We start from the raw sequence: 22,732 nt of genomic DNA, 5'->3' as shown, positions 1-22,732 counted from the left end.
TATTTTTGCGCAATGACAATGACCCAAAACATTACGTGACACAATTGATGAAAAAGATAATTTTTGTAAATGTTTTTGTAGGTTTGTCAGGATTAGGTACAACAAAATACACTTGCGGAGAGCACGTGCGCGTGGGCAACAAGTTGCGCACGCTACTTGGCTTATTTGGACAAGTAATATAAGTGAAATGCCGCGGAGGAATACACCTTCGCGGCCCATCAATTTTAGACAATCAGCCTCTAAGCTAGACTAGGCGCAAGGCCATTTTTCAAGTACTACATATAATATTATATAGAAACGCGGAAAAATGGCCGAAGCAACAACTTATAGCGACGAAGACGATGGTTTAAGCCATGCCATTATGACGCAAAAGTGCATCCATACTCGGCTCCCTACCTCTAAACGCCACAAATGACTCCATCGCTGGGCGCGAACCGCCTTTTGACAGCACTTCATTTTTAAAGCGTTTACCTGCTTCACCTGAAAGTACACCCATCTCTTCAAATAGGCTATAAGCATCGGCTGATAGCACTTCTGCCCATTTATAGCTGTAATACCCAGCAGCATAGCCGCCTGCAAAGATATGGCTAAAGCTATTGGGGAATCGGTTCCATTTAGGTGGGCGAACTACAGCGACTTCATCACGCACTTGTTCGATTAAATCTAAAGCAGTCTGTTTACCGTTTGGGTCAAACTCGCCATGTAGGCGCATATCGAACAGTGAAAACTCTATTTGACGAACGGTTTGCATACCGGCTTGGAAATTTTTAGCCGCCACCATTTTGTCGAACAATTCGCGCGGCAATTGCGCGCCAGTTTCTACATGAGCCGTCATATGGCGTAAAACATCCCATTCCCAGCAGAAGTTTTCCATAAACTGGCTTGGCAGTTCTACTGCATCCCACTCCACGCCTTTAATCCCAGATACACCGTATTCATCCACTTGCGTTAGCATATGGTGCAGGCCATGACCAAACTCATGGAACATGGTGATGACGTCATCATGCGTGAATAAGGCCGGCTTGCCGCCAACAGGTGCTGAGAAATTGCAGGTCAGATACGCCACTGGCAACTCAACACCACTTTCTTTCTGGCGACGGCTAATGCATTCATCCATCCATGCACCACCGCGTTTATGGTTGCGCGCATAGAGGTCTAAGTAGAAATAAGCAACAGGCTGATTATCACTGTCCGTAATTTCATAAAAACTTGCATCCGCATGCCATACAGGGGCATCAACTTTGCGCACTTGTACGCCAAAAATGGTTTCGGTGACTTTAAACAAACCAGCCAGCACTTTATTTTCTGGGAAGTATTGTTTAACTTCTTGATCTGAGAACGCGTATTTTTCAACACGTAGCTTCTCACTCACATAGGCAACATCCCAAGCTTGCATGTCGGCAATGCCCAGTTTAGCGGCATATTCTATTAGTTCGTGCATATCTTTTTGCGCATACGGCTTGGCGCGCTTTGCTAACGTGTTGAGAAACTCTGTCACGTGTTTAGGACTATCTGCCATCTTGGTGGCGAGTGAAAGCTCTGCAAAATTGCTAAAGCCGAGCATTTGCGCTTCTTCGCGCTTGAGTTTGAGAATATCGCCAATTAAGCTTGTGTTATCCCACTCTGGCTTGCTCAATTCTGAAGCGCGTGTGGCATAAGCACGGTACATGGTTTCACGTAGCGCGCGATTATCTGCATATTGCAACACTGGCATATAAGATGGAAAGTGCAGACTAAACTGATAACCTTCTTTACCATCAGCTGTTGCGGCTTCTTTGGCGGCTTCGATTGCGTCTTCTGGCAAGCCAGCTAAATCAGCAACATTTTCAACGAGATGTTTAAAATCGTTGGTATTGTCCATGATGTTTTCTTCAAACCGACTACTCAACTTAGACAAGGCTTCGCTGACTTCTTTAAAACGGGCTTTTTGCTCAGCAGGTAACTCAGCGCCGCCTAATTTAAAGTCACGTACTTCGTTATTGATAATTTTTTGTTGCGTAGGGGTGAGGTTTGCAAATTCCGCACTGGCCTGAATCGCTTTAAACTTCGCATATAAACGCTCATCTTGTGACAAGTCACTGTAAAAATCAGTGAGTTTTGCCAAGTTGTCGTTATACGCTTCGCGCAATGCAGGACTATTCACCACCGCATTCATATGACCAACCTGGCTCCATGAGCGACCCAATTTTTCACTATGATCTTCTAGTTTGACAGCAAAGTTATACCATGTGGGAGCCTCTTTGCTAGTAGCAAGTTCCTCAACTAAAGCACGCCCTTCAGCAATTAGAGCATCAACAGCAGGCCCAACATGCTCCGGCTTGATTTCGTTAAATTTGGGTAAGCCTGCAAAATGTAATAATGGGTTTGACACAAAAAATCCTTAGCACAGCGTTAATTTAGTACAACATTAATTGATAAGACGTAGACACAATGGGTAACGATAGGTTTCTCCATTGCTAGTTGAGATGGCGGCAACGATACATAAAACAACATTAAATAGCCAAATAATGCCTAACAATAAAAAACCTACTAGTATTGCAATCAGAATTCCCGCTACAAATTGCGCCAACAAAATAGTAAGCTGAAAATTCAATGCCTCTTTGGCCTGCGCCGACAAATACTCGTTGTCATCTTTTTTGAGCAACCAGACGATCAAAGAAGGAATAAACGAAAATAAAATGCCGCTCAAGTGTGTAATAGTGGCGATGTTCTTATCGTCATTACTTGGTACTAATATCACGTTACTCATGTCAGCATCCTTTCATTAATGAATCTGATTAAATTTAATCAAGCTGAGTTCAATTTTTTCTATATCGGTGAGGCCTAACACTTTACGTGCTTGCATCTTCAACTCCGCGAGCTGGCTATGTAGCACTTGCTGTTTAATGCTAAGAATATGTGACGGATGCATAGATAATTGCTGCAACCCCATCCCTAAAAGCAACTTAGTAAATCTTGGGTCACCCGCCATTTCGCCGCACACAGACACTTGTTTACCAAGCTTAGCACCTGCTTTTATCGTCATTGAAATCAATTTCAATATGGATGGATGCAAAGGATTGTATAAATGCGCAACAGAATCATCAGTCCGATCAATTGCCAATGTGTATTGAATTAAATCGTTAGTACCTATGGATAAAAAGTCCAACTCATTGGCAAACGCTTCTGCATTAATGGCTGCTGCTGGAATTTCTATCATGCCACCTAGTGCAATATTTTCATCAAATGGAAGACTCTCTTTACGTAAACTTTGTTTTGCACGCTCTAGCAACAGCTTAGTTTGGCGCAACTCAGATAGCGTGCAAAGCATAGGAATTAAAATCTTAATATTGCCGAAATGAGAGGCACGTAACAGCGCTCTCAATTGTGTATGAAATATTTGCGGCTCTGATAAGCATAAACGTATTGCACGTAAGCCTAAGGCTGGATTTGCGCAATTTACAGCGGTGTCAGAATTAGCCTGCTTATCTGCACCTAAGTCCAAGGTACGAATAGTAACCGGCGCACCTTTCATCGCCTCAGCCACAGCCTTGTATGCAACAAACTGTTCCTCTTCATCCGGTGTATCGTGCCGATTCATGAAAAGAAACTCTGTTCGATATAGGCCAATGCCAGTCGCACCCGCAAGCTTCACTGCCGCCACATCCTCTGGCACCTCAATATTCGCTAATAAATCAATACTGACGCCATCAATAGTGACTGCCTTCGTGCTCTTGATGCGCTTAAGTTTTTGCTGCTCTAACTCCCACTGGTCTTGACGTAATTTATACTCAGCCAAAATCTCTTTTGACGGACTGACAATCACAATGCCCAAATGACCATCAACAATAATCAGTTCGCCATCATTGATTAAATCACGTGCGCGCTGTAAAGCAACAATCGATGGAATATTAAGACTGCGCGCCAAAATAGCGGTGTGTGAAGTCACCCCACCAACATCCGTAATAAATGCTGCAAAATTATGCTGCTTAAACTGGATAGCATCTGCTGGTGAAATATCGTGTGCGACTAAAATCAGTTTTCTTTCCTGACTCACTGCACTCATTTGCTGCTCTGTACTTAGCTGGCTAGGATGTCCCAATAAGGCTTTAATAATGCGCTCTACGACTTGTACAACATCCTGTTTACGTTCTCTAAAATACACATCTTCAATTTGCTCAAACTGCTCAACGATATCATCCATTTGCAGCTTGATTGCCCACTCAGCATTACACTGCTCGTTTCGGATAATATCCTTAGGAATTTCTGTTAAAGATTTATCTTCTAACATCATCAAGTGCGTACCTACAAACGCACTTAACTCTGCTGGTGCATTTTTACGTAAACTATGATTAATTTGCTCTAACTCAGTCTTAACAGTTGCGATCGCCTCGCTGAATCTATCAATTTCAGTTTCAATTAAATGTTTAGGTAACTGATAATGGACGACCTCTAACAACGCATTAGAAACTAGATGCGCCTGTCCAATAGCAATGCCGCTAGATACAGCAACGCCATGAATACTGAAGCTAGGGTTCGTCAAACTACTCATTCATCCTCACCGAAACGGCTATTAATAAGCGACACCAATGTATCGATTGCAACAATTTCATCAGTACCATTCGCTTCCAACGTTACGATGGAACCCTTTGCAGCAGCCAGCATCATTACCCCCATAATGCTTTTGGCATTCACGCGGCGACCATTTCGCGTAATCCACACCTCACTCGCAAACTTGCCAGCGGCTTGCGTGAGTTTGGTAGATGCACGCGCGTGCAAGCCTAATTTATTAATAATTTCCAGCTCTTTACTAATCATGCTAATGGACCTAGTTATTTTTAATTTCTATTAATTGGAAGAATCTTGCTCATAACGCTTACATTCTTGGCTAGTAAACTGCACTACACCTTCACGGCCGCCACTAATGGCTTTTTCTACAACAACGCTCAGCGGCTCATGCCGATAAGTCATTGCTCGCACTAACATAGGCAAGCTAACGCCAGCAACACCAGCAACTACATCTGGCTGCAAAAGCTTAACCACGATATTACATGGTGTTGCGCCGTACATATCTGACAGAACCAACACACCGTCGCCGCTGTTTAACCGCTCAACCATATTAAGTGCTTTGGGCAAGACAACACTTGGGTCATCTTTCCCACCGACTGCTAATGATGCAATTTGTGCAGGTTCACCACCCAACACATGGCTTGCGCACGAGATCAGGCTCTCACCCAATGTGCCATGCGTCACAATCAAAATACCTATCATCGTTTACTATCAATCCTGTTTATTTTAATTCCTGGTTTTATTTTAACTCTTGGTCTAACTTTAACTCGCGGTGCCGTGTTAACACCTTCTGCTTATCTTTAAAATATTGACTTAGTTGTTCCACCAAAAACACAGAGCGATGCTGACCACCAGTACAGCCAATTGCCACAGTCAAATAGCTACGGTTATCCAACACAAAACATGGTAACCATTTCTCGACATAATTTCTAATATCATGCATCATATCCGTCACCGTTGCATGATCTTTTAGAAAGTCTTGCACCTTCTCATCACGCCCGGTCAAGTCGCGCAAAGCAGGGTCGTAATGTGGATTAGGTAAGCAACGCACATCAAACACAAAATCAGCATCCAATGGTATGCCATGTTTAAACCCAAACGAGGTAAACAACAATGTTAACCCTGCATGCTCTATCGACACCACCTCTTTCACCCAGCCGCGCAATGTATTGGCACTCAAATAGCTAGTATCAATCACATGCCCAAGACTACCCAAACCACCCAGTAAGTCACGCTCTAGTGCGATACTTTCCGCCAAAGTAATGGCGTCTTTACTAAGCGGATGCTTACGTCTTGTTTCACTAAACCTTTTAACCAAGGTTTCAACATTTGACTCCAAAAACAACACCTGCACATCTATGTTTTTTGACTTCAGCTGATTGATATGCACTGGCAGGGTTTCAATGGCAATACTACGGCTATCAATACTGATGGCAATGCGTTTATGGTCAGCATCTAAATGATCAGCAATCGTGGCCAACATGGTTGCAGGTAAGTTATCAATACAGTAATACCCGCTATCTTCAAGCGCACGTAACGCAATACTCTTTCCTGACCCAGAAAGACCTGTGACAATAATCAATTGTTTCATGTATTGATAAGCCCTAATAGAGAATTACTTGTGTTGCTTCATTGCACGCTGTTGACGTTGCATCAATTGCTTCGTTGCATTGATACCTCGCAACAATAGCATGTGATTACGCACGGCAACTTCGACTAACACAGCAATATTTCGCCCGGCCGCAATCGGAATATGTACCTTGGTTACTTTTAACCCCAACACTTCTTCATGCTGCGTTTTAATACTTAGTCGGTCCAGCATCTGCAAAGTTTGCAAATCTGCTTTCTCTAGTTGAATAATTAAATCCAACGGCTTGGTAGGCTTAACTGCGTTATCACCAAATAAGGCGCGTATATTTAAAATCCCCAGGCCACGAACCTCGAGAAAGTCCTGCAGCAAAGCAGGGCAACGTCCTTCAATACGCTCAGGCGATATTCTGAAGAAATCAACAATATCATCAGCAATCAGGCGATGCCCGCGTGAAATCAACTCTAATGCAAGCTCACTCTTACCAATAGCTGCCTCACCTTTAATCAGCACACCAAAACCCTGAACCTCCATAAATACGCCATGCACGCTGATAGTCTCAGCCATTGCTTGCGCCAAAAAGTGGCTCAAAATATCCATGAGCTCGGGGCTACGAAGTGTAGAGGTAAATAATGGGACGTTGTGAAGATTGGCCGCTGCTAATAATATATCGATTACGTTCTCACCGTTAGCAACAATGACTGCCGCCAAGTCGGTAGAAAACAGATTGTTAATTGCGCGCTCTGCGTCAGCAGTCGGCAACTTGGTCAGGTAATCCATCTCAGCACAACCTAACACTTGCACCCGATTTGGATGTACAAAGTTAAGATGGCCTATCAGTGCTAGGGATGGTTTAGTAACTGTTTCGCTAGTGAGAGTATTTGCCCCGCCGTTGAGTCCTGCAACCCAACTTAATTTGAGTTTACGGCGGGTTTCTTTGAATAGCTCAGCGACGTTGAATTGAGCCATATTTAAGGTAACAAAAAGAATTAAATACTAAAAACTCAGTCAATGTTTTGATGCTTAACTGCACCATTCGCTTTGTGATGATCCGCATTTTTTTCTTTATGTTTCACCACTTGACGATCCAGCTTGTCGGTCAACATATCGATTGCGCTATACATATTCTCATCTTGGCATTCTGCGTGTAAATCATTACCAGGCACATGCAGTGTAGCTTCAACCTTTTGAGCCAGCTTTTCGACACTCATGGTCACTTTGACATCGATCACATGATCAAAGTGATTGCTGATTTTAGTTAGTTTGCTTGTGACATAGTCACGCAAAGCGGGCGTTATTTCTAAATGATGACCTGTTAATTGTAAATTCATGACTTGCTCCTTTTGAAAATATTCCGCAAATATTAATTCTTAGAGATTCGTGATTAAGACTTACAGAACAGTTTCAGTTTACAACTTTTCATTAGGTCTGTGGCAAGGAATACAACAATTTTTTGCGCAGATTTCAACAATCAAGCTATAACGTTTTTCTTAAGCTTGCTGGTGCAATGTTCATTGACTCACGATACTTTGCAATCGTGCGCCTTGCGACAACAATCCCCTGCTTTGCCAGTAAGTCAGTAATCTGATTATCTGAATATGGCTTCTTAGGATTTTCTTGGTCTACCAACTGTTTAATCAACGCACGAATTGCGGTTGCAGAACAAGTACCGCCAGTATCTGTCGCAACTGAACTGCCAAAAAAGTATTTGAGCTCAAAAATCCCACGAGGCGTTAGCATATATTTATTAGTCGTCACACGCGAGATTGTTGACTCATGCAAATCAAGCTCATCCGCAATTTCTCTTAACACTAGTGGCCGCATGGCGACTTCACCATACTCTAAAAAATTACGCTGTCTATCCACAATCGCTTGCGATACTCGCAAAATGGTAGAAAACCGTTGCTGGATGTTTTTAATCATCCATTTGGCCTCTTGCATTTGGCTTTGTAAATACTGACTAGAGCTATCACGGTTACGCTTCAAAATTCCGGCATACAGCTGATTGATTTTAAGTTTAGGAATCACACTGTCATTCAAACTTGCAATCCATATACCCTTTACTTTTTTTACAATCACTTCATGCTGTATATAGTGCTCTGAACCTATATGACTAAAAGCACTGCCAGGACGCGGGTTTAAACTGGTAATTAATTGCTGCACCTGCTTTAAGGTGGATTCATCACAGCCTAACTCTTTACGTAGCTTCACAAAATCACGCGACGCTAATACCGGCAGATAATGCTTTGCCACTAAATTAGCCAAGGTTAAATGTGGCGTAAATTTAGGCAACACCTCAAGTTGCAAAAGTAAACACTCACTTAGACTACGCGCACCTACACCTGCTGGATCTAAGTGTTGAACGTGACGCAACGCAGTTTGTAGCTCAATCGTATCAATCTCCAACTCTTCAGGCATCAGCTCAGCAATTTCTTCTAGCGACTGTTCTAAATAACCATCATCGTTGATACTATCTACCAACATTAAGGCAAGTGACTGATCGCGCTCTGATAGTGGCATCAGTTTTAACTGAGAAAGCAAATGCTCACGCAAGCTCGTTTGCAACGTTTCTTGCGGTTTAAAATCGCTATCATCATCCGCTGGCATGGTATTTTCATCCCAGCGACTGCCATTTGAAAACTCATCGAATTCATCACCAAACTCAGCAGAGAAGGTATCCGCGTACTCGTTGCTTGTGACTTCAAACTCTGCAGACTCTGTCTGCTCTGTAGTACTAGATAAGGAAGGCTCTGAGCCACTAAACTCATGCCCAGCTTCTTGATACTCTGCATCAAACGCGTCAGACTCTAATTTATCAGTATCGCTAACAGCTTCTGCACTTTGCGCATTTGAATCGGCGCCCTCAACCACCGACTCAACTTCATTGCCATACTCATCTTCAGTGTCATCACCTCGCTCTAGCAATGGATTGGTTTGCATCAACACATCAATTTCTTGATTGAGCTCCAACGTTGAAAGCTGCAATAGACGAATCGCCTGCTGTAACTGCGGGGTCAGTGATAGATTCTGTGAAAATTTAAGTTGTAAACCTTGCTTCATAGGCGGAAATCTTTACCTAAATATACTTCTCTTACGCTTTCGTTCGCAACGATTTCACTTGGAACACCCGATGCAAACACATGTCCTTGGTTCACAATATAAGCGCGGTCACATATCCCTAATGTTTCACGCACGTTATGATCAGTAATTAACACGCCAATATTACGAGAGCTTAAAAAACGGATAATTTGTTGAATATCAATCACCGCAATTGGATCAATACCTGCAAATGGTTCATCTAATAAAATAAAGCTGGGATCAGATGCCAAACAACGAGCAATCTCTACACGACGTCTCTCACCACCAGACAAACTAACCGCAGCACTGTCACGTATATGCGTAATATGTAACTCTTCAAGCAAAGACTCTAGACGCTCAGACATTTCCTCTTCTGAAATATCCTGCAATTGTAAAATTGCTAAAATATTTTCGGACACCGTTAATTTGCGAAAGATCGATGCCTCTTGTGGCAAATACGACAAGCCCATTCTTGCGCGCATATGAATTGGCATACGGCTCAAATCTGCCCCATCCAAGCCGATTCTGCCTGCATCTAGGGAGACCAAACCAACAATCATATAAAAGCTAGTAGTTTTACCCGCACCGTTCGGGCCCAACAAGCCAACCACCTCACCGCTTTTAATCGATAAAGAGATATCTTGCACAACCGTGCGCGCACCGTAAGATTTACGTAGATTTTCTACAATTAATTCGCTCATTATTGTTCACTTATCATGCAGTTATTATTTTGAATAATCATTGAGCATTGCCCGCACTTTTACTGACTTCTAAAGTACGGCTGAACCTTGAGTCTTTTACTGTTGGAATAGTGCCACTACCATTAGAGCTATCAGGCTTCGCTTTACTAGGTGGAGCAACTGGCTTAATCTCAACAGGCGCCTTTTTGTTTTTAGGCTGAATCACCGCACGGACACGACCTGTACCAGCGGTGGCGTTCTGAGAACTACCGCCAATCACCTCAGCGTACTCTGCGTTTGCATCGTACATAATGTAATCACCATGTACAACGTCTTCACCGCGCTTCACCCATGCTTTCGTATATAACTGCACTTTATCCATACGTCCATCGTACTCAATACGCTGTGCACTACCTTGAATGTATTCATTCTTACCCTCCAGCTTTTGTCTGAAAGTAGTAGGGTTACCTAAAGAAGTACTGTGTTGAAACCCTTCTTTATCCTCGCGCACAACCAGCTTGTCTGCATGAATTTCCAACGTACCTTGCGTTAAAATCACATTGCCCGCATATGTGCTAATTTGTTTAGCATCATCCACTTTCATGGTATCTGCCTCAAGGTCAATCGGCTTATCACGGTCTGCTGCCTCCGCCCACGCACGACCACTAAGGCCTAACATCAAGATACCAGATAACAAAAGAGTCAATAATCTATTAATTTTAATCATGAAAAGCTGCCTATTCATAGCGTCTCCGAATGCGCGCATTGTTATTTGGTTTGTCTGATTGAACCGTCACAGCGGGCTTACCCACCTTAGGCTGCTGAATGTTCTTTTGATCTGATGTCAATGTTTTTTTCGCTTTCGCTACTGGCCGCTCATAATGTGCACGCACTTTGTGCAATAAAGTGACGGTTTGCTGGTTTTTTTCGTAAATTAATCCTGTCGCATACACAACTGTGCCAGGCGCTTGTTTAATGACCACAGGGCGGTCTGTCGTCGCATACTCTTCATTTGGTAAAATTTTAAGGTAATCTGTTTCTACCGTCATTTCCCCCTTATCACCAAAAGCTTCCCGCATGACCAGCACATTACCAAACACTTCAACTTGCTCACCATCGCTGGAAATATTACCAGTGTCACCTTGTAACTTAGTATAAGGTTTATCCTTAGCAAACTGTGTAAAACGTGGCTTAATCAAATCTGTGGTATCCACGTCAGGAAAATGCTTCATCTCAGCTGCCGCTAATTTGTATCGCAGCGCTCCATTGATATCAGTCTTTGTCGTCTCAAAGTTACTCATCATATAGTCTGGATCGTGACGACTACTGCCATCCAACTTAGGTAACTGAGGCTGAACCGACTTATCTATCCAAAATGTGAGCAATGCTAACAATAGCAATAACGCTAAAGGGAAAACAATCGCAGATTTCGTGCCTAGTTGCATACCTAAACACCCACCCCGTTGAGACTAGATTGCATTAACTGTTTAACCATGCAGATGCTACTCTCCACCTAATTAGAAATACTAGCTTGTGTTAAAAAGCGTGCCATTTGTCCATCAAAAGTGCCTTGCGCCTGCATAATCAACTCACACACTTCACGCACAGCCCCTCTGCCACCTTGTTTTTTTGTCACATAATGCGCATGCTTGAGTAGCAAATCTGGCGAATCAGGCACGGCAATCGCTAGGCCACATTTCAGCATTGGCGGCAAATCTACAACATCATCCCCCATAAAGGCACATTGAGTAGCTTCTAAACCACTCAACTTCATTAAATCTTGCAACGCAGCCAACTTATCTTCCGCACCCTGATAAAAATGCGCCACGCCCGTGCTTTCAGCACGCTTTTTAACGACCTCTGAAGTACGCCCAGTGATAATAGCCAAGTTAACGCCTGTTGCTTTCAATAGTTTCATACCTAAGCCATCATGCGCATGAAAGGTTTTATACTCTTGGCCATCGTCACCAATAGTGAGCCCACCATCAGTCATTACCCCATCGACATCCAACACCAATAACCGAATGTTTTTCAAACGCTCGGTTAGGGCTGCATTATTTTGCAACACACTCACCTAGACCACCTTTGCCAATAACAGGTCATGCATATTCAATGCACCGACCAAATAACCACCATCATCCACGACTAGCAACCCATTAATCTTACGTTGCTCCATGACCTCAACCCCAGAAATCGCAAGCTGATCTTGATGAATCGTACTGGGATTTGGGTGCATCACATCAAGAATCTTAGAAGTCATCACATTTACATTTTGCTCAAAAGCACGCCTTAAATCACCATCGGTAAAGATACCAATCGGCTTATTTTCAGCATCGATCACCGCAGTCAATCCCAAGCCCTTGCGTGACATTTCGAGCAAAGCCTCAGCCAAGCTTGCCTGAGCCGGCACATGAGGTACATCACTACCCGTGCGCATTAAATCACTGACTCTTACCAACAAACGGCGTCCCAAACTACCGCCAGGGTGAGACCTCGCAAAATCCTCAGCAGTGAAATCACGTAAATCCAACACACACAGCGCCAAGGCATCGCCGAGGGCTAATGCAACGGTTGTACTTGAAGTTGGTGCCAATCCAAGCGGGCAAGCTTCTTTACTCACATGCGCACTCAAATGAACATCTGCCGCTTTTGCCAAGCTTGACGCATCATTTCCAGTAATACCAATAATGCTCGCACCCAAGCGCTTTAATGGAGGAATAATGGCTAAAATCTCATCGCTTTCACCTGAGTTGGAAAGCGCAATGACCACATCCCCAGCTGTAATCATTCCTAAATCACCATGACTCGCTTCTGCCGGGTGCATAAAAAAAGCCGGCGTACCTGTACTCGCCAGTGTAGAAGCGATTTTACCGCCAATATGTCCGGACTTACCCATACCGCTGACGACTACACGCCCTTTGCATTGCAAAATCAGGGAAACTGCTTCACTGAAGCGATGATCTAAACGGTGCGCCAATGCATCAATCTCGCTTGACTCTAGTTGCAGAATCTCTTTTGCCAATGCTAGCGTTTGTGTTTGATCTACCGATTTCAGCTCGCGTGACAATTGTGAGGTTTTAATCTGTGATGACTGCGCCATAAATTTATCTACACTCAAATTTTATCTACACTTTAATCATTTACGTAATCACTTTGTAACAATTAAAGATTTAAGCAACTAGTATAAAAGGGAATGCTTTAGTGATAAAGCCTAAAGCATGTCTAATATGGGAATATTGCCAAAAATAACTAAAAATAATTACCCATAGGCATAGTTTTTGCTATTGGCTCACAATATTTACAAAAAATTACGTAAAATCGACTAAGATATTTATCGTTTCGATGTGCTTTGTGAAACAATAGACAACCTAATAATTCAACAATAAAAATCCGCTCCCAATAAAGACAATATGTCAGGCACACTTCCTTTAATTATAACGCTGCTCATCAGCTCAGTGCTTGCTGTTGCGCTTTTCCGCAAGCTACAGCTACCCGCCATGCTGGCTTACTTCCTAGTGGGTCTGGCACTAGGGCCACACACGTTTGGCGTGCTTCCAGATGACGAAGCGAGTCGTGAATTTGCAGAGTTCGGTATTGTGTTCCTGATGTTCAGCATCGGCCTAGAATTCAGCCTACCTCAGCTTTATGCAATGCGGACAAAAGTATTAGGGCTTGGCGGAGCGCAAGTGTTTATTACCCTTGCGCTCACCATGTGCATTGCCAAACTAATAGGTGTCAGCTGGCCTGCCGCGTTTGTGATTGGTGCCGCACTGACCATGTCATCCACCGCAATTGTTTCAAAAATTCTCGCTGAGCGCATAGACCTCAACTCAAGACACGGTCGCTTAAGTATTGGCGTACTGTTATTTCAGGACATTATTGTTGTTCCCGTTTTGGTATTAATTCCAGCACTTGGCGCCGCAAACGCCAATCTATTTGATGTACTCGGATTGGCCACACTCAAAGCGATTGGCATGTTGCTATTCCTGTTTACCGTAGGCAAATGGCTGATCAACCCCTTGTTTAATCTGGTTGCCAGCCAACGCTCACGTGAATTATTTGTGATGAATGTATTAATGGTGACTTTATTAGTGGCTTTTGCCACTAAAACAGCTGGACTATCTTACGCGTTAGGTGCGTTTGTTGCTGGCATGTTAATTTCTGAAACTAAATATCGCTACCAAGTGGAGTCTGATATCGGACCATTCCGCGACATATTGTTAGGGCTATTTTTTATTAGCGTGGGCATGCTGCTGAACATTACAGAAATTATTCATCATATTGGCGTAATACTACTCACCCTATTCGGATTCATTTTATTCAAAGCCGTGATTGTGACCGCCGTGGTTCGGTTTGTTAAATACGAAATCGGCGTGGCGATACGTACTGGTATTATTCTTGCGCAAGCTGGTGAGTTTGGCTTTGTGATTTTAGCGTTAGGCGCTGAGCAAAAACTGATTGAGGGCCCCGCACTACAAGTCACCTTGGCTGCGGCATTGCTTTCTATGGTAATTGCACCGTTCCTGATTCAGTATAATGGCCGCATTGCTCGCCGCTTGGCACGCAGCTACACCCGCAACAGCGGCCAAATTATTGAAGAAATTGACGAAGGCAGCAAACACTTGCATAACCACGTAGTGATTTGCGGCTACGGCCGCAGCGGTCAATACCTCGGCCGCTTCTTGAAAGAAGAAAACATCCCTTACGTAGCCTTAGACATTGATCCCTCTAGAGTGTTGGACGCAGCCGCAGCAGGTGAAAACGTGATGTTTGGTGATGCTGCAAGACGTGTCGTACTAGAAGCGGCAGGGGCTGCAAGAGCTAAAGCTCTCATCATTAGTTATGCAGACAACCGCGCGGCGATGAAGATTTTGCATATTGCACAGGAAAGCTACCCGCAACTACCAGTCATCGTTCGTACTGTGGATGACTCTAATATGGAAATCTTACGTCAGGCCGGTGCAACAGAGGTAGTGCCTGAGATTTTAGAAGGCAGCCTCATGCTAGCTTCGCATGCACTGATGCTACTTGGCGTACCATTAAATCGCGTGGTTAAACGCATCAGAATGTTTCGTGAAGAGCGTTACAGTATGTTTAAGGGCTACTTTCATGGTATCTCAGACACAGAAAATGAAGGCCTCACTAAACAAGAGGTTAGACTTCACTCGGTCATCATTACAGCAGGTGCATACGCGATTGGCAGATGCCTAGACGATATGCAATTGGATAGCTTTGATGTCAGCATTAAAAATATCCGCCGCCCCAATGCCAAAGGCGCACCTATGTCTAATGAGAGCTTGCTCGCTGAAGGTGATGTAGTTGTACTACTAGGACAGCCAGCAGGTTTAACCAATGCAGAGAATGCATTATTAATGGGTCGTGTCGCTAACAAATAAAGCTTTAAAAGTTGAGGATTAAATGTCTAAACAACACACCATGATTATCGGCGGTGGCATTGTCGGCTGCATGACCGCAATGGAGTTAATTAACAAAGGCCATCGCGTCACGATTGTTGAGCGAAATCAAATTGCCAGCCAAACTTCAGGTGAGTCTTCTTGGGCCGGCGGCGGCATTATTTTTCCATTACTGCCATGGCTGTATTCAGAAGCGGTCAATACCTTAACGCACAACAGCGCTGACTTTTACCGTTCATTATCTCAGCAACTAGAACACGAAACAGGCTTTCCATCCGATTTTGCACAGTCAGGTTTTTTATTGCTCCCTAAGTTTGACCTCGAGGCGGCTAAAACATGGTGCCAGCAAAACCAGCTTAGCTTCCAGCCAGTAAAAGCTGCCGCTTTTGGTGTGCAATCACCAAGCGGCGAAGATGGACTATGGTTGCCTACCGTATGCCAAATACGCCCACCTTACTTGATGCAGGGCATGCGTAAATGGTTAGAGCAACACAATGTAACGATGCTTGAACATACTCAACTTATGCCTCTAGAAGAGATGCAAGAACTGAATGAGTGGCAAACGACAAGCGGTGAGAAACTCAGCGCAGATCAATTTGTGGTCACCTCTGGTGCATGGAGTTTCGATTTACTGAAAGAAACCAGCGCAAAGCTCAACATCAAGCCAATGCGTGGACAAATATTGCTTTACAAGCCCATTAAGAATCTAGAGCAAATGGTGTACAGAGAAGGCTTCTACATGATTCCTCGCTTAGATGGCTATTTGTTGGCAGGAAGTACACTTGAAGATGTTGGTTTTGATAACGGGGTGACAGAAGATGTGCGTGAAGAGTTACGGATAAAAGCTGAAACCATTATGCCAGAATTAAAAGGCCAGCCCATTATCAAACACTGGAGCGGCTTACGTCCAGGCACCCCTGAGAACCTTCCAACCATAGGCGCGCATCCGACTATCAAAAATCTGTTTTTAAACACTGGGCATTTTAGATACGGGCTTACCATGGCGCCAGCCAGTGCGAAGTTAATTGCAGCCATCATATCAGAAGAAAAACCAAGCATAGATGCAACGCCCTACGCCTGCGCTTACTAATTCAAGCATGCCCAAGCCTTATTGGTGCGGCGACGTAGAATCAGCAAGCAAGTATATATAATATCTTTTCAGTAATTTAGCGTATTTACCTATACGTAAATTTTAAGCGTTGGTAAAATAGTGCTGATAATACAAGGCTTTTCACGGATGGAAAGCCAGCAAGTAAATTAGGACAGAACATGCTGCTAATGATCGACAACTATGACTCATTCACCTACAACTTGGTGCAATATCTAGGTGAGCTTGGTGAAGAGGTATTGGTTTACCGTAATGATGAAATTGATTTAGCCAAGGTTGCAGAACTTAAGCCTGACCATATTGTGATTTCACCAGGCCCTTGCACACCTAACGAAGCTGGCATTAGCGTACCACTCATCAAAGAGTTTGCAGGCAAGATACCTTTGCTAGGTGTTTGCTTAGGCCATCAAAGTATTGGTCAAGCGTTTGGTGGCAACATCATCCATGCCAAGCAATTGATGCATGGCAAAACCTCGCTCATCAATCATAAAGATATTGGTGTATTTAAGGGGCTCCCTAACCCGTACACGGCTACACGCTACCATTCATTAGTCATTGAAAAAGAAACCTTGCCAGATTGCTTGGAAATTACAGCATGGACAGATGATGGCGAAATCATGGGCGTTCGCCATAAGACGCTTGCTGTTGAGGGGGTACAGTTTCACCCTGAGTCTATTCTTACCGAACATGGTCACGCGCTTTTAAATAACTTCTTGAAAGCTTAACCCAATGAGTTATGCGCAAACGCTAAACCTATTAATCAAGGGCGAACACTTAAGCTTTGAGACAATGCAAAGCTTAATGCATCAAGTCATGGCTGGCGAACTGACGCCAGCACAGATTGCTGGTGTATTGGTCGCGTTACGGATTAAAGGTGAAACGGTAGATGAAATTGCAGCTGCCGCTAGCGTCATGCGCGCACTTTCAACCAAAGTGAATATTCAAGATGCGAATCATCTAGTAGACACCTGTGGCACAGGCGGTGATGGCATACAAACCTTTAACATCTCTACTGTGAGTGCCTTTGTTGCGGCAGCCGCTGGCGCAAAAGTAGCTAAACATGGTGGTCGCTCAGTCTCATCCACTTGCGGTAGCGCAGATGTATTAGAGGCGCTGGGCGTTAACGTGAACTTAAGTCCTGAGCAAGTGGCAAATTCAGTTAATCAAGTGGGTTTAGGGTTTATGTTCGCACCCAATCACCATAGCGCAATGAAACACGCCGCGCCAATACGTCGCGAGCTTGGCATTCGTACGCTGTTCAACTTGCTTGGCCCTCTCACCAACCCAGCCAACGCTAAACGCCAGGTCATGGGTGTATTTTCACCAGACTTAACCGCTAAATTAGCGCATGTGCTCAAGCAACTGGGTAGCGAGCATGTGATGGTGGTATGCGGTGCTGACGGCATGGATGAAATCTCTTTCACAGGCGACACCCATGTGGCTGAACTTAAAAATGGTGAAGTGCATGAATACACAGTGAATCCAACCCAATTTGGCTTAGATTTACACGACCTAAGCAGTATTAAAGTGAATGATGCGCAAAAATCTAAGGACATGATTCTAGATTTACTCGCTGGGAAAACAGGCCCAGCCAGAGACATTGTATTGCTTAATGCAGGGGCTGCAATTTATGTTTCAGGCATCGCATCTACGTTAGCAGATGGCATTAAAACTGCTGCAGCCATGTTAGATAGTGGAAAGGCAATGCAAAAACTACAGGCGCTCATCAGTACGTCAAACGCATGAGAGTTGATGCTAAATACTGGCTCATCGCACTTGGCTTAGCATTTACTTTATTTGGCTGCAATCAGCCAAGCGCCAGCGATACCCAGCAACTTCCAATTGCAGAACATACAGACCTAGCTGCGGCCAGCAATGCTAGTATTGAACAAGCTTTTGCCTCAAAACTAAGCGATGTGCAAGTCACTGGCACTGGTGTTGTCATCAAACTGTTACCCGATGATAACAAAGGTGCAAAACACCAAAAGTTTCTAGTTAAAATCAACACTAAGCAAACCTTGTTATTTGCACACAATATAGACCTAGCACCAAGGATACCTTTACAAGTAGGCGATACAATTTCGTTTAATGGTGAGTATGTATATAATCCAAAAGGTGGGGTGATGCACTGGACCCACCATGCGCCTAAAGGCGACCATGAAGGCGGATGGGTAATGCACAACAACCAGAAATACCAATAAAGACGCTAGGAGCTTTGCTCCTAAACCAATACATTTACTACCAGTACATTTATTACCAATTCACTTATTAATGTAATAGCGAAAGCATATGTCAGATATTCTAAATAAAATCATTGCAACTAAAACGCTTGAGGTTGCTGCCGCGAAAATCAAAAAACCATTTGAGGCCGTACAGGCAGAAGCCGCGTCTGCCATTGCAGTAAGAGACTTTGTTGGTAGCATCCGCACAAAAATTGCGAACAAACAAGCTGCAGTGATTGCTGAGATCAAAAAAGCCAGCCCATCAAAAGGTGTGATACGTGCAGATTTTAAACCAGCCGAGATTGCAACAAGCTATGAGCAAGGCGGCGCAGCATGCTTGTCAGTACTTACTGACGTAGAGTATTTTCAAGGTTCACCAGAGTATTTAAAACAAGCCCGTGCCGCATGTCAGTTACCAGTGCTACGCAAAGACTTTATGATAGATCCGTATCAAGTTTACGAAGCACGGGCGATGGGTGCTGATTGTATTTTACTGATTGCTGCAGCCATTGATTTAGCCAAAATGCGTGAACTAGAATCAATTGCCCACAGCTTAGGTATGGCGGTTTTAGTAGAAGTCCATAACGGTGAGGAATTAGACCTTGCGTTGCAACTCAATACCCCTCTACTTGGCATCAACAACCGTAATTTGCGTACGTTTGATGTCACTTTAGATACGACCCTAGGCCTATTGGCACGCATTCCAGAAGGAAAAATCGTCGTCACTGAATCGGGTATTTTCACCCAAGAAAATGTCGCGCTTATGCGTAAAAATAATGTACACACTTTCTTGGTGGGGGAAGCATTTATGCGACAACCAGACCCAGGCGCCGAGCTTGCAAAAGTGTTCGCTTAAGACAATTATTTAGAATACATATACAACAAAGAACGCTGCCCCGAACACACTGATGGCAAAGTTACTTTTTTACTGAGGTTTAAACATGAGCTACCCTTATTCTCGTCCACGTCGCATGCGTAAAGATGATTTTTCACGCCGCTTGATGCGTGAAAATGTACTGACGAGCAACGACTTAATTTATCCAGTGTTTGTGTTAGACGGTGAAAACCGCATTGAAGAAGTAGCATCTATGCCAGGCGTAAAGCGCCAAAGTATTGATGTATTACTTAAAACAGCTGGCGAATGTGTCGCATTGGGGATTCCAGCCATCGCCTTATTTCCAGTGGTTGATGCACAATTTAAAAGCTTAGATGCAGCAGAAGCCTATAACCCAGAAGGTTTGGTACAACGTACCGTGATTGCACTGAAAGCAGCCTACCCTGAACTGGGAGTAATTACAGATGTTGCTTTAGATCCATACACGACGCACGGACAAGATGGACTCATTGATGACTCAGGCTACGTGCTTAATGACGAAACCATTGAAGTCTTAGTCAAACAAGCCATCTCTCATGCCAATGCAGGTGCGGATGTAGTTGCGCCTAGCGATATGATGGATGGGCGCATTGGCCAGATTCGTGAATCATTAGAAAGCACGCTAAATATCCATACCAAAATTCTGGCTTACTCTGCTAAATACGCCTCTGCGTTTTATGGCCCGTTTCGTGATGCGGTTGGCTCTGCTGCTAACTTAGGCAAAGGAAATAAATACACTTATCAAATGGACCCTGCTAATAGCGACGAAGCCATGCAAGAAGTTGCTTTGGATATTTCAGAAGGTGCAGATATGGTGATGGTTAAACCTGGCATGCCATATTTAGATATTGTACGCCGTGTTAAAGATGAGTTTGGCGTACCTACATTTGCATACCAAGTTAGCGGCGAATACGCAATGCTAAAAGCAGCAGCCCAAAATGGCTGGCTGGATGAAAAAGCATGCGTGCTAGAAAGTTTGCTAGCATTTAAACGCGCGGGGGCTGATGGCATTTTAACTTACTTTGCGATGGATGTTGCTCGCTGGCTCAAGGACTAGCAATTCTCAAAAGTTAATGATTTCAGTCATTCAAGTTGAGTAAACGCCACATAGGTGAGCGCTTACTTAACTTGCAGCAATCAAAGCCTTTAATTCGTCGATACCTACCCGATCAGCGTTACTGCCATCTGTTGCACGCTTGGTCGGCACACGAATATCATCTACCTCAAATACACTCAACTTAATCAGCCCCGTATCCATTTCCAATGTAAACACAGGCACGGTTTTACGACCATCACCTCTTTTATCACGCTTACCATCATTCATAATGCGATAAGATTTCTCGTTTACATCAAAGGGAATCTGCTGGTTAAGTAGAAACATCTCAACTTCTTTTATGCTGTCCGCAAATAAATGAATATGGGTTTCTGATAGCAAGCCTGCTGTACCATCCAATACTGGCCCAGTGAGATACGGGTTAAACCTTTCTAACATCTGCATTGTAAATAACGCATTCTTGCGTAAGTCACGTAAGTTCTCTGGCTGCTCTTCACTTAAATACAATGCGTTATAAAGCTTAAGCTCTTCCTCCACCTCGGCATTAGATGGCAGGCTGCTACTCTCCAATGCACCTAATTGCCGCCCAGCTTTCTTTTTAGCATAGGCATAATCTGATATGCCATCTTCTGCCATCATGCGCGCGGCCTGCTGTGCCACTAACTGACGAATATGTTGTAAGTTTTCTTTTGCCATTATTTTATAAACGCTATCGTAAGCATGCCCCATCATTGAAGCCATCGCAATGGTGTCATGCATTCTAGAGGACTAGGTAGCATCATCATGCGATTGCTTGCGTAGCATGCAATGCTAAAAATAGAAGCTTACCCTTTGATTTTCACGTCGAGTTGCTTAAGTTTACGGTACAAGTGTGTACGCTCTAGCCCTGAAACCTCAGCCAGCTTGTTCATATTCCCAGCAACCGACTTAATATGGTAATTAAAATACAGTCGCTCAAAATCATCTCGCGCTTCACGCAAGGGCTGATTGAGATTAGTCTCTATGTCTAGACTTGAATGTCTAGCACCATTCAATGTAGCCACAACAGTCGTCTTAGTTTCAGGTTGCAACCCACCATCAAACTGATGCATCACCCTGTTAACATCATCTAAAGTGATCTTATCACCCAAACTGGTTTGAATCAGATTACGCACCACAGCATCCAATTGTGCGATATCGCCGGGCCAATTAGCATTACGTAAAGCATTTAATGCAGCAATGTCAAACTCACGGTAAGGCACATTAGCAAGCTCAAACTGCAAGTTAGCAATTGTCACCACTAAATCAGGAATATCTTCCTTATGCTCTTCTAATGCTGGCACCCGCAATGAGACAGCGGATAGAATTTGTAACAGATTATGGTCAAAAAGGCCTTCGGCTTGTAATTTCTGCAAGTTGTGGCTAGTTCCACAGATGACACGCACATTATATTTCTCAGCTTTTGTAATCAAAAGCAGCAAACCTTTTTGTTCGGTTTTATTAAGCTCTGCAATTTCCGGTAGATAGACCACCCCATCATTGGCAGAGGCTAGTACATCTAGCGGCGCCGTCACAAGCTGACTATATTCAACCAACTCTAGCCATGGCGTATTGGTATTATGCAAAAAGCGCGCGCACAATTCAGCCCCACATCCAACAGGCCCGATCAACAAAACTGGGCTAGGCGCATCACTCGAGCTAGAAGCAATTTTGTCCAAACGCTCATTTAGGGCAACAACAATAGGGCTTTTACCCAAACTAATCAAATTCATCTCTGACTTGGGTAGTTGCTCGCTATGCTTCAATGCAGTAGCCACTGTTTTAAGCAGTTTTTGTAGCGCAATAGGCTTCTCTAGAAAATCAAAGGCACCAATACGGGTCGCCTCCACCGCGGTATCAATCGTGCCATGTCCAGACATCATCACCACCGGCATAGTCAACAAACCACTATTCGCCCACTCTTTCAGCAAACTAATGCCGTCACAATCAGGCATCCAGATATCGAGCAACACCACATCGGGACGCTCATGCAAACGCATAGCACGCGCAGTGGCGGCGTTTTCCGCCAACTGCACCTGATAACCTTCATCTTGCAAGATATCACGCAACAGTTCGCGTATTCCTATTTCATCGTCAATCACTAAAATATGTTTTGATGCCATACGATTTTTGTATCAATAAGTGTGT

23 protein-coding genes are annotated in these 22,732 nt (G+C 43.9%); 7 read left to right on the top strand and 16 right to left on the bottom strand.

Annotated elements, in window-relative coordinates; translation table 11 throughout:
* Positions 1–346: 346 nt before the first annotated feature.
* The 14 genes from A391_RS0102070 to A391_RS0102005 form a co-directional block, all read right to left on the bottom strand.
* On the bottom strand, positions 347–2,371 hold the full coding sequence (locus A391_RS0102070; RefSeq protein ID WP_019896975.1) for a M3 family metallopeptidase: 2,025 nt from the start codon (positions 2,369–2,371) through the stop codon (positions 347–349).
* Between the two features lie 36 nt (positions 2,372–2,407).
* Complete coding sequence (locus tag A391_RS0102065) at positions 2,408–2,749, bottom strand: DUF4870 domain-containing protein (RefSeq protein ID WP_019896974.1); 342 nt, start codon at positions 2,747–2,749, stop codon at positions 2,408–2,410.
* 15 nt (positions 2,750–2,764) lie between these two features.
* The gene (gene ptsP / locus A391_RS0102060) at positions 2,765–4,531 is read right to left on the bottom strand and encodes a phosphoenolpyruvate--protein phosphotransferase (protein ID WP_019896973.1); all 1,767 of its coding nucleotides are present in this window, start codon (positions 4,529–4,531) and stop codon (positions 2,765–2,767) included.
* Positions 4,528–4,797: an HPr family phosphocarrier protein gene (locus tag A391_RS0102055; protein ID WP_019896972.1), complete on the bottom strand. Its 270-nt coding sequence runs from the start codon at positions 4,795–4,797 to the stop codon at positions 4,528–4,530. Before A391_RS0102055 ends, ptsP begins: the two co-directional genes overlap by 4 nt.
* Before the next feature lie 30 nt (positions 4,798–4,827).
* Positions 4,828–5,250, bottom strand: coding sequence for a PTS sugar transporter subunit IIA (locus A391_RS0102050; RefSeq protein WP_019896971.1), 423 nt, complete (start codon positions 5,248–5,250; stop codon positions 4,828–4,830).
* 37 nt (positions 5,251–5,287) lie between these two features.
* Positions 5,288–6,139, bottom strand: a complete 852-nt coding sequence (gene rapZ, locus A391_RS0102045; RefSeq protein WP_019896970.1) for an RNase adapter RapZ — start codon at positions 6,137–6,139, stop codon at positions 5,288–5,290.
* A gap of 24 nt (positions 6,140–6,163) precedes the next feature.
* Positions 6,164–7,105 carry an HPr(Ser) kinase/phosphatase gene (hprK, locus tag A391_RS0102040; protein ID WP_019896969.1) on the bottom strand — a complete coding sequence of 314 codons (942 nt, stop codon included), beginning with the start codon at positions 7,103–7,105 and terminating at the stop codon, positions 6,164–6,166.
* Positions 7,106–7,140: 35 nt separating this feature from the next.
* Positions 7,141–7,467 (bottom strand): ribosome hibernation-promoting factor, HPF/YfiA family, encoded by a 327-nt coding sequence (gene hpf, locus A391_RS0102035; protein ID WP_019896968.1) that lies wholly within the window; start codon positions 7,465–7,467, stop codon positions 7,141–7,143.
* 145 nt (positions 7,468–7,612) lie between these two features.
* Positions 7,613–9,196 (bottom strand): RNA polymerase factor sigma-54, encoded by a 1,584-nt coding sequence (locus tag A391_RS0102030; RefSeq protein ID WP_019896967.1) that lies wholly within the window; start codon positions 9,194–9,196, stop codon positions 7,613–7,615.
* Positions 9,193–9,915 carry an LPS export ABC transporter ATP-binding protein gene (gene lptB, locus A391_RS0102025; RefSeq protein ID WP_019896966.1) on the bottom strand — a complete coding sequence of 241 codons (723 nt, stop codon included), beginning with the start codon at positions 9,913–9,915 and terminating at the stop codon, positions 9,193–9,195. Before lptB ends, A391_RS0102030 begins: the two co-directional genes overlap by 4 nt.
* 37 nt (positions 9,916–9,952) lie before the next feature.
* Positions 9,953–10,621 (bottom strand): lipopolysaccharide transport periplasmic protein LptA, encoded by a 669-nt coding sequence (gene lptA / locus A391_RS0102020; RefSeq protein ID WP_036316921.1) that lies wholly within the window; start codon positions 10,619–10,621, stop codon positions 9,953–9,955.
* A 10-nt stretch (positions 10,622–10,631) separates the two neighbouring features.
* A complete protein-coding gene (gene lptC / locus A391_RS0102015) occupies positions 10,632–11,339 on the bottom strand; it encodes an LPS export ABC transporter periplasmic protein LptC (protein ID WP_019896964.1) in 708 nt (235 codons plus the stop codon).
* A 68-nt stretch (positions 11,340–11,407) separates the two neighbouring features.
* Positions 11,408–11,968 carry a KdsC family phosphatase gene (locus A391_RS0102010; protein WP_019896963.1) on the bottom strand — a complete coding sequence of 187 codons (561 nt, stop codon included), beginning with the start codon at positions 11,966–11,968 and terminating at the stop codon, positions 11,408–11,410.
* On the bottom strand, positions 11,969–12,994 hold the full coding sequence (locus A391_RS0102005) for a KpsF/GutQ family sugar-phosphate isomerase (RefSeq protein ID WP_019896962.1): 1,026 nt from the start codon (positions 12,992–12,994) through the stop codon (positions 11,969–11,971).
* Positions 12,995–13,304: 310 nt separating this feature from the next.
* Between A391_RS0102005 and A391_RS0102000 the strand changes: the two genes are divergently transcribed.
* From A391_RS0102000 to hemB, 7 genes are all read left to right on the top strand, one after another.
* Complete coding sequence (locus A391_RS0102000) at positions 13,305–15,290, top strand: cation:proton antiporter (protein ID WP_019896961.1); 1,986 nt, start codon at positions 13,305–13,307, stop codon at positions 15,288–15,290.
* 22 nt (positions 15,291–15,312) lie between these two features.
* A complete protein-coding gene (locus A391_RS0101995; RefSeq protein ID WP_019896960.1) occupies positions 15,313–16,398 on the top strand; it encodes an NAD(P)/FAD-dependent oxidoreductase in 1,086 nt (361 codons plus the stop codon).
* A 179-nt stretch (positions 16,399–16,577) separates the two neighbouring features.
* The gene (locus A391_RS0101990) at positions 16,578–17,141 is read left to right on the top strand and encodes an anthranilate synthase component II (RefSeq protein WP_019896959.1); all 564 of its coding nucleotides are present in this window, start codon (positions 16,578–16,580) and stop codon (positions 17,139–17,141) included.
* A gap of 4 nt (positions 17,142–17,145) precedes the next feature.
* Entirely contained in the window at positions 17,146–18,162 is a 1,017-nt protein-coding gene (gene trpD, locus A391_RS0101985; RefSeq protein WP_019896958.1) for an anthranilate phosphoribosyltransferase, read from the top strand.
* Positions 18,159–18,617: a DUF3465 domain-containing protein gene (locus tag A391_RS0101980; RefSeq protein WP_019896957.1), complete on the top strand. Its 459-nt coding sequence runs from the start codon at positions 18,159–18,161 to the stop codon at positions 18,615–18,617. Before trpD ends, A391_RS0101980 begins: the two co-directional genes overlap by 4 nt.
* A gap of 88 nt (positions 18,618–18,705) precedes the next feature.
* Entirely contained in the window at positions 18,706–19,494 is a 789-nt protein-coding gene (gene trpC / locus A391_RS0101975; RefSeq protein WP_019896956.1) for an indole-3-glycerol phosphate synthase TrpC, read from the top strand.
* Between the two features lie 85 nt (positions 19,495–19,579).
* A complete protein-coding gene (gene hemB / locus A391_RS0101970; protein WP_019896955.1) occupies positions 19,580–20,569 on the top strand; it encodes a porphobilinogen synthase in 990 nt (329 codons plus the stop codon).
* Positions 20,570–20,635: 66 nt separating this feature from the next.
* Here hemB and A391_RS0101965 read toward each other — a convergent pair whose 3' ends face one another.
* Both A391_RS0101965 and A391_RS0101960 read right to left on the bottom strand, forming a co-directional pair.
* Complete coding sequence (locus tag A391_RS0101965; protein ID WP_029143926.1) at positions 20,636–21,262, bottom strand: hypothetical protein; 627 nt, start codon at positions 21,260–21,262, stop codon at positions 20,636–20,638.
* 128 nt (positions 21,263–21,390) lie between these two features.
* Positions 21,391–22,707, bottom strand: a complete 1,317-nt coding sequence (locus A391_RS0101960) for a sigma-54-dependent transcriptional regulator (protein ID WP_019896953.1) — start codon at positions 22,705–22,707, stop codon at positions 21,391–21,393.
* Positions 22,708–22,732 lie beyond the last annotated feature (25 nt).

Source organism: Methylotenera mobilis 13, assembly GCF_000384255.1.
GTDB lineage: Bacteria > Pseudomonadota > Gammaproteobacteria > Burkholderiales > Methylophilaceae > Methylotenera > Methylotenera mobilis_B.
This window is presented reverse-complemented; position numbering and strand designations above follow the sequence as displayed.

Coding starts and splice junctions, on each gene's coding strand:
- lptB (WP_019896966.1), bottom strand. CDS start 9,915: ATGAGCGAATTAATTGTAGAAAATCTACGTAAATCTTACGGTGCGCGC.
- A391_RS0101995 (WP_019896960.1), top strand. CDS start 15,313: ATGTCTAAACAACACACCATGATTATCGGCGGTGGCATTGTCGGCTGC.
- A391_RS0101990 (WP_019896959.1), top strand. CDS start 16,578: ATGCTGCTAATGATCGACAACTATGACTCATTCACCTACAACTTGGTG.
- hemB (WP_019896955.1), top strand. CDS start 19,580: ATGAGCTACCCTTATTCTCGTCCACGTCGCATGCGTAAAGATGATTTT.
- rapZ (WP_019896970.1), bottom strand. CDS start 6,139: ATGAAACAATTGATTATTGTCACAGGTCTTTCTGGGTCAGGAAAGAGT.
- A391_RS0101960 (WP_019896953.1), bottom strand. CDS start 22,707: ATGGCATCAAAACATATTTTAGTGATTGACGATGAAATAGGAATACGC.
- A391_RS0102030 (WP_019896967.1), bottom strand. CDS start 9,196: ATGAAGCAAGGTTTACAACTTAAATTTTCACAGAATCTATCACTGACC.
- A391_RS0102050 (WP_019896971.1), bottom strand. CDS start 5,250: ATGATAGGTATTTTGATTGTGACGCATGGCACATTGGGTGAGAGCCTG.
- ptsP (WP_019896973.1), bottom strand. CDS start 4,531: ATGAGTAGTTTGACGAACCCTAGCTTCAGTATTCATGGCGTTGCTGTA.
- trpD (WP_019896958.1), top strand. CDS start 17,146: ATGAGTTATGCGCAAACGCTAAACCTATTAATCAAGGGCGAACACTTA.
- A391_RS0102055 (WP_019896972.1), bottom strand. CDS start 4,797: ATGATTAGTAAAGAGCTGGAAATTATTAATAAATTAGGCTTGCACGCG.
- lptC (WP_019896964.1), bottom strand. CDS start 11,339: ATGCAACTAGGCACGAAATCTGCGATTGTTTTCCCTTTAGCGTTATTG.
- lptA (WP_036316921.1), bottom strand. CDS start 10,621: ATGATTAAAATTAATAGATTATTGACTCTTTTGTTATCTGGTATCTTG.
- hpf (WP_019896968.1), bottom strand. CDS start 7,467: ATGAATTTACAATTAACAGGTCATCATTTAGAAATAACGCCCGCTTTG.
- A391_RS0101965 (WP_029143926.1), bottom strand. CDS start 21,262: ATGGCAAAAGAAAACTTACAACATATTCGTCAGTTAGTGGCACAGCAG.
- A391_RS0102065 (WP_019896974.1), bottom strand. CDS start 2,749: ATGAGTAACGTGATATTAGTACCAAGTAATGACGATAAGAACATCGCC.
- A391_RS0102005 (WP_019896962.1), bottom strand. CDS start 12,994: ATGGCGCAGTCATCACAGATTAAAACCTCACAATTGTCACGCGAGCTG.
- hprK (WP_019896969.1), bottom strand. CDS start 7,105: ATGGCTCAATTCAACGTCGCTGAGCTATTCAAAGAAACCCGCCGTAAA.
- trpC (WP_019896956.1), top strand. CDS start 18,706: ATGTCAGATATTCTAAATAAAATCATTGCAACTAAAACGCTTGAGGTT.
- A391_RS0102000 (WP_019896961.1), top strand. CDS start 13,305: ATGTCAGGCACACTTCCTTTAATTATAACGCTGCTCATCAGCTCAGTG.
- A391_RS0101980 (WP_019896957.1), top strand. CDS start 18,159: ATGAGAGTTGATGCTAAATACTGGCTCATCGCACTTGGCTTAGCATTT.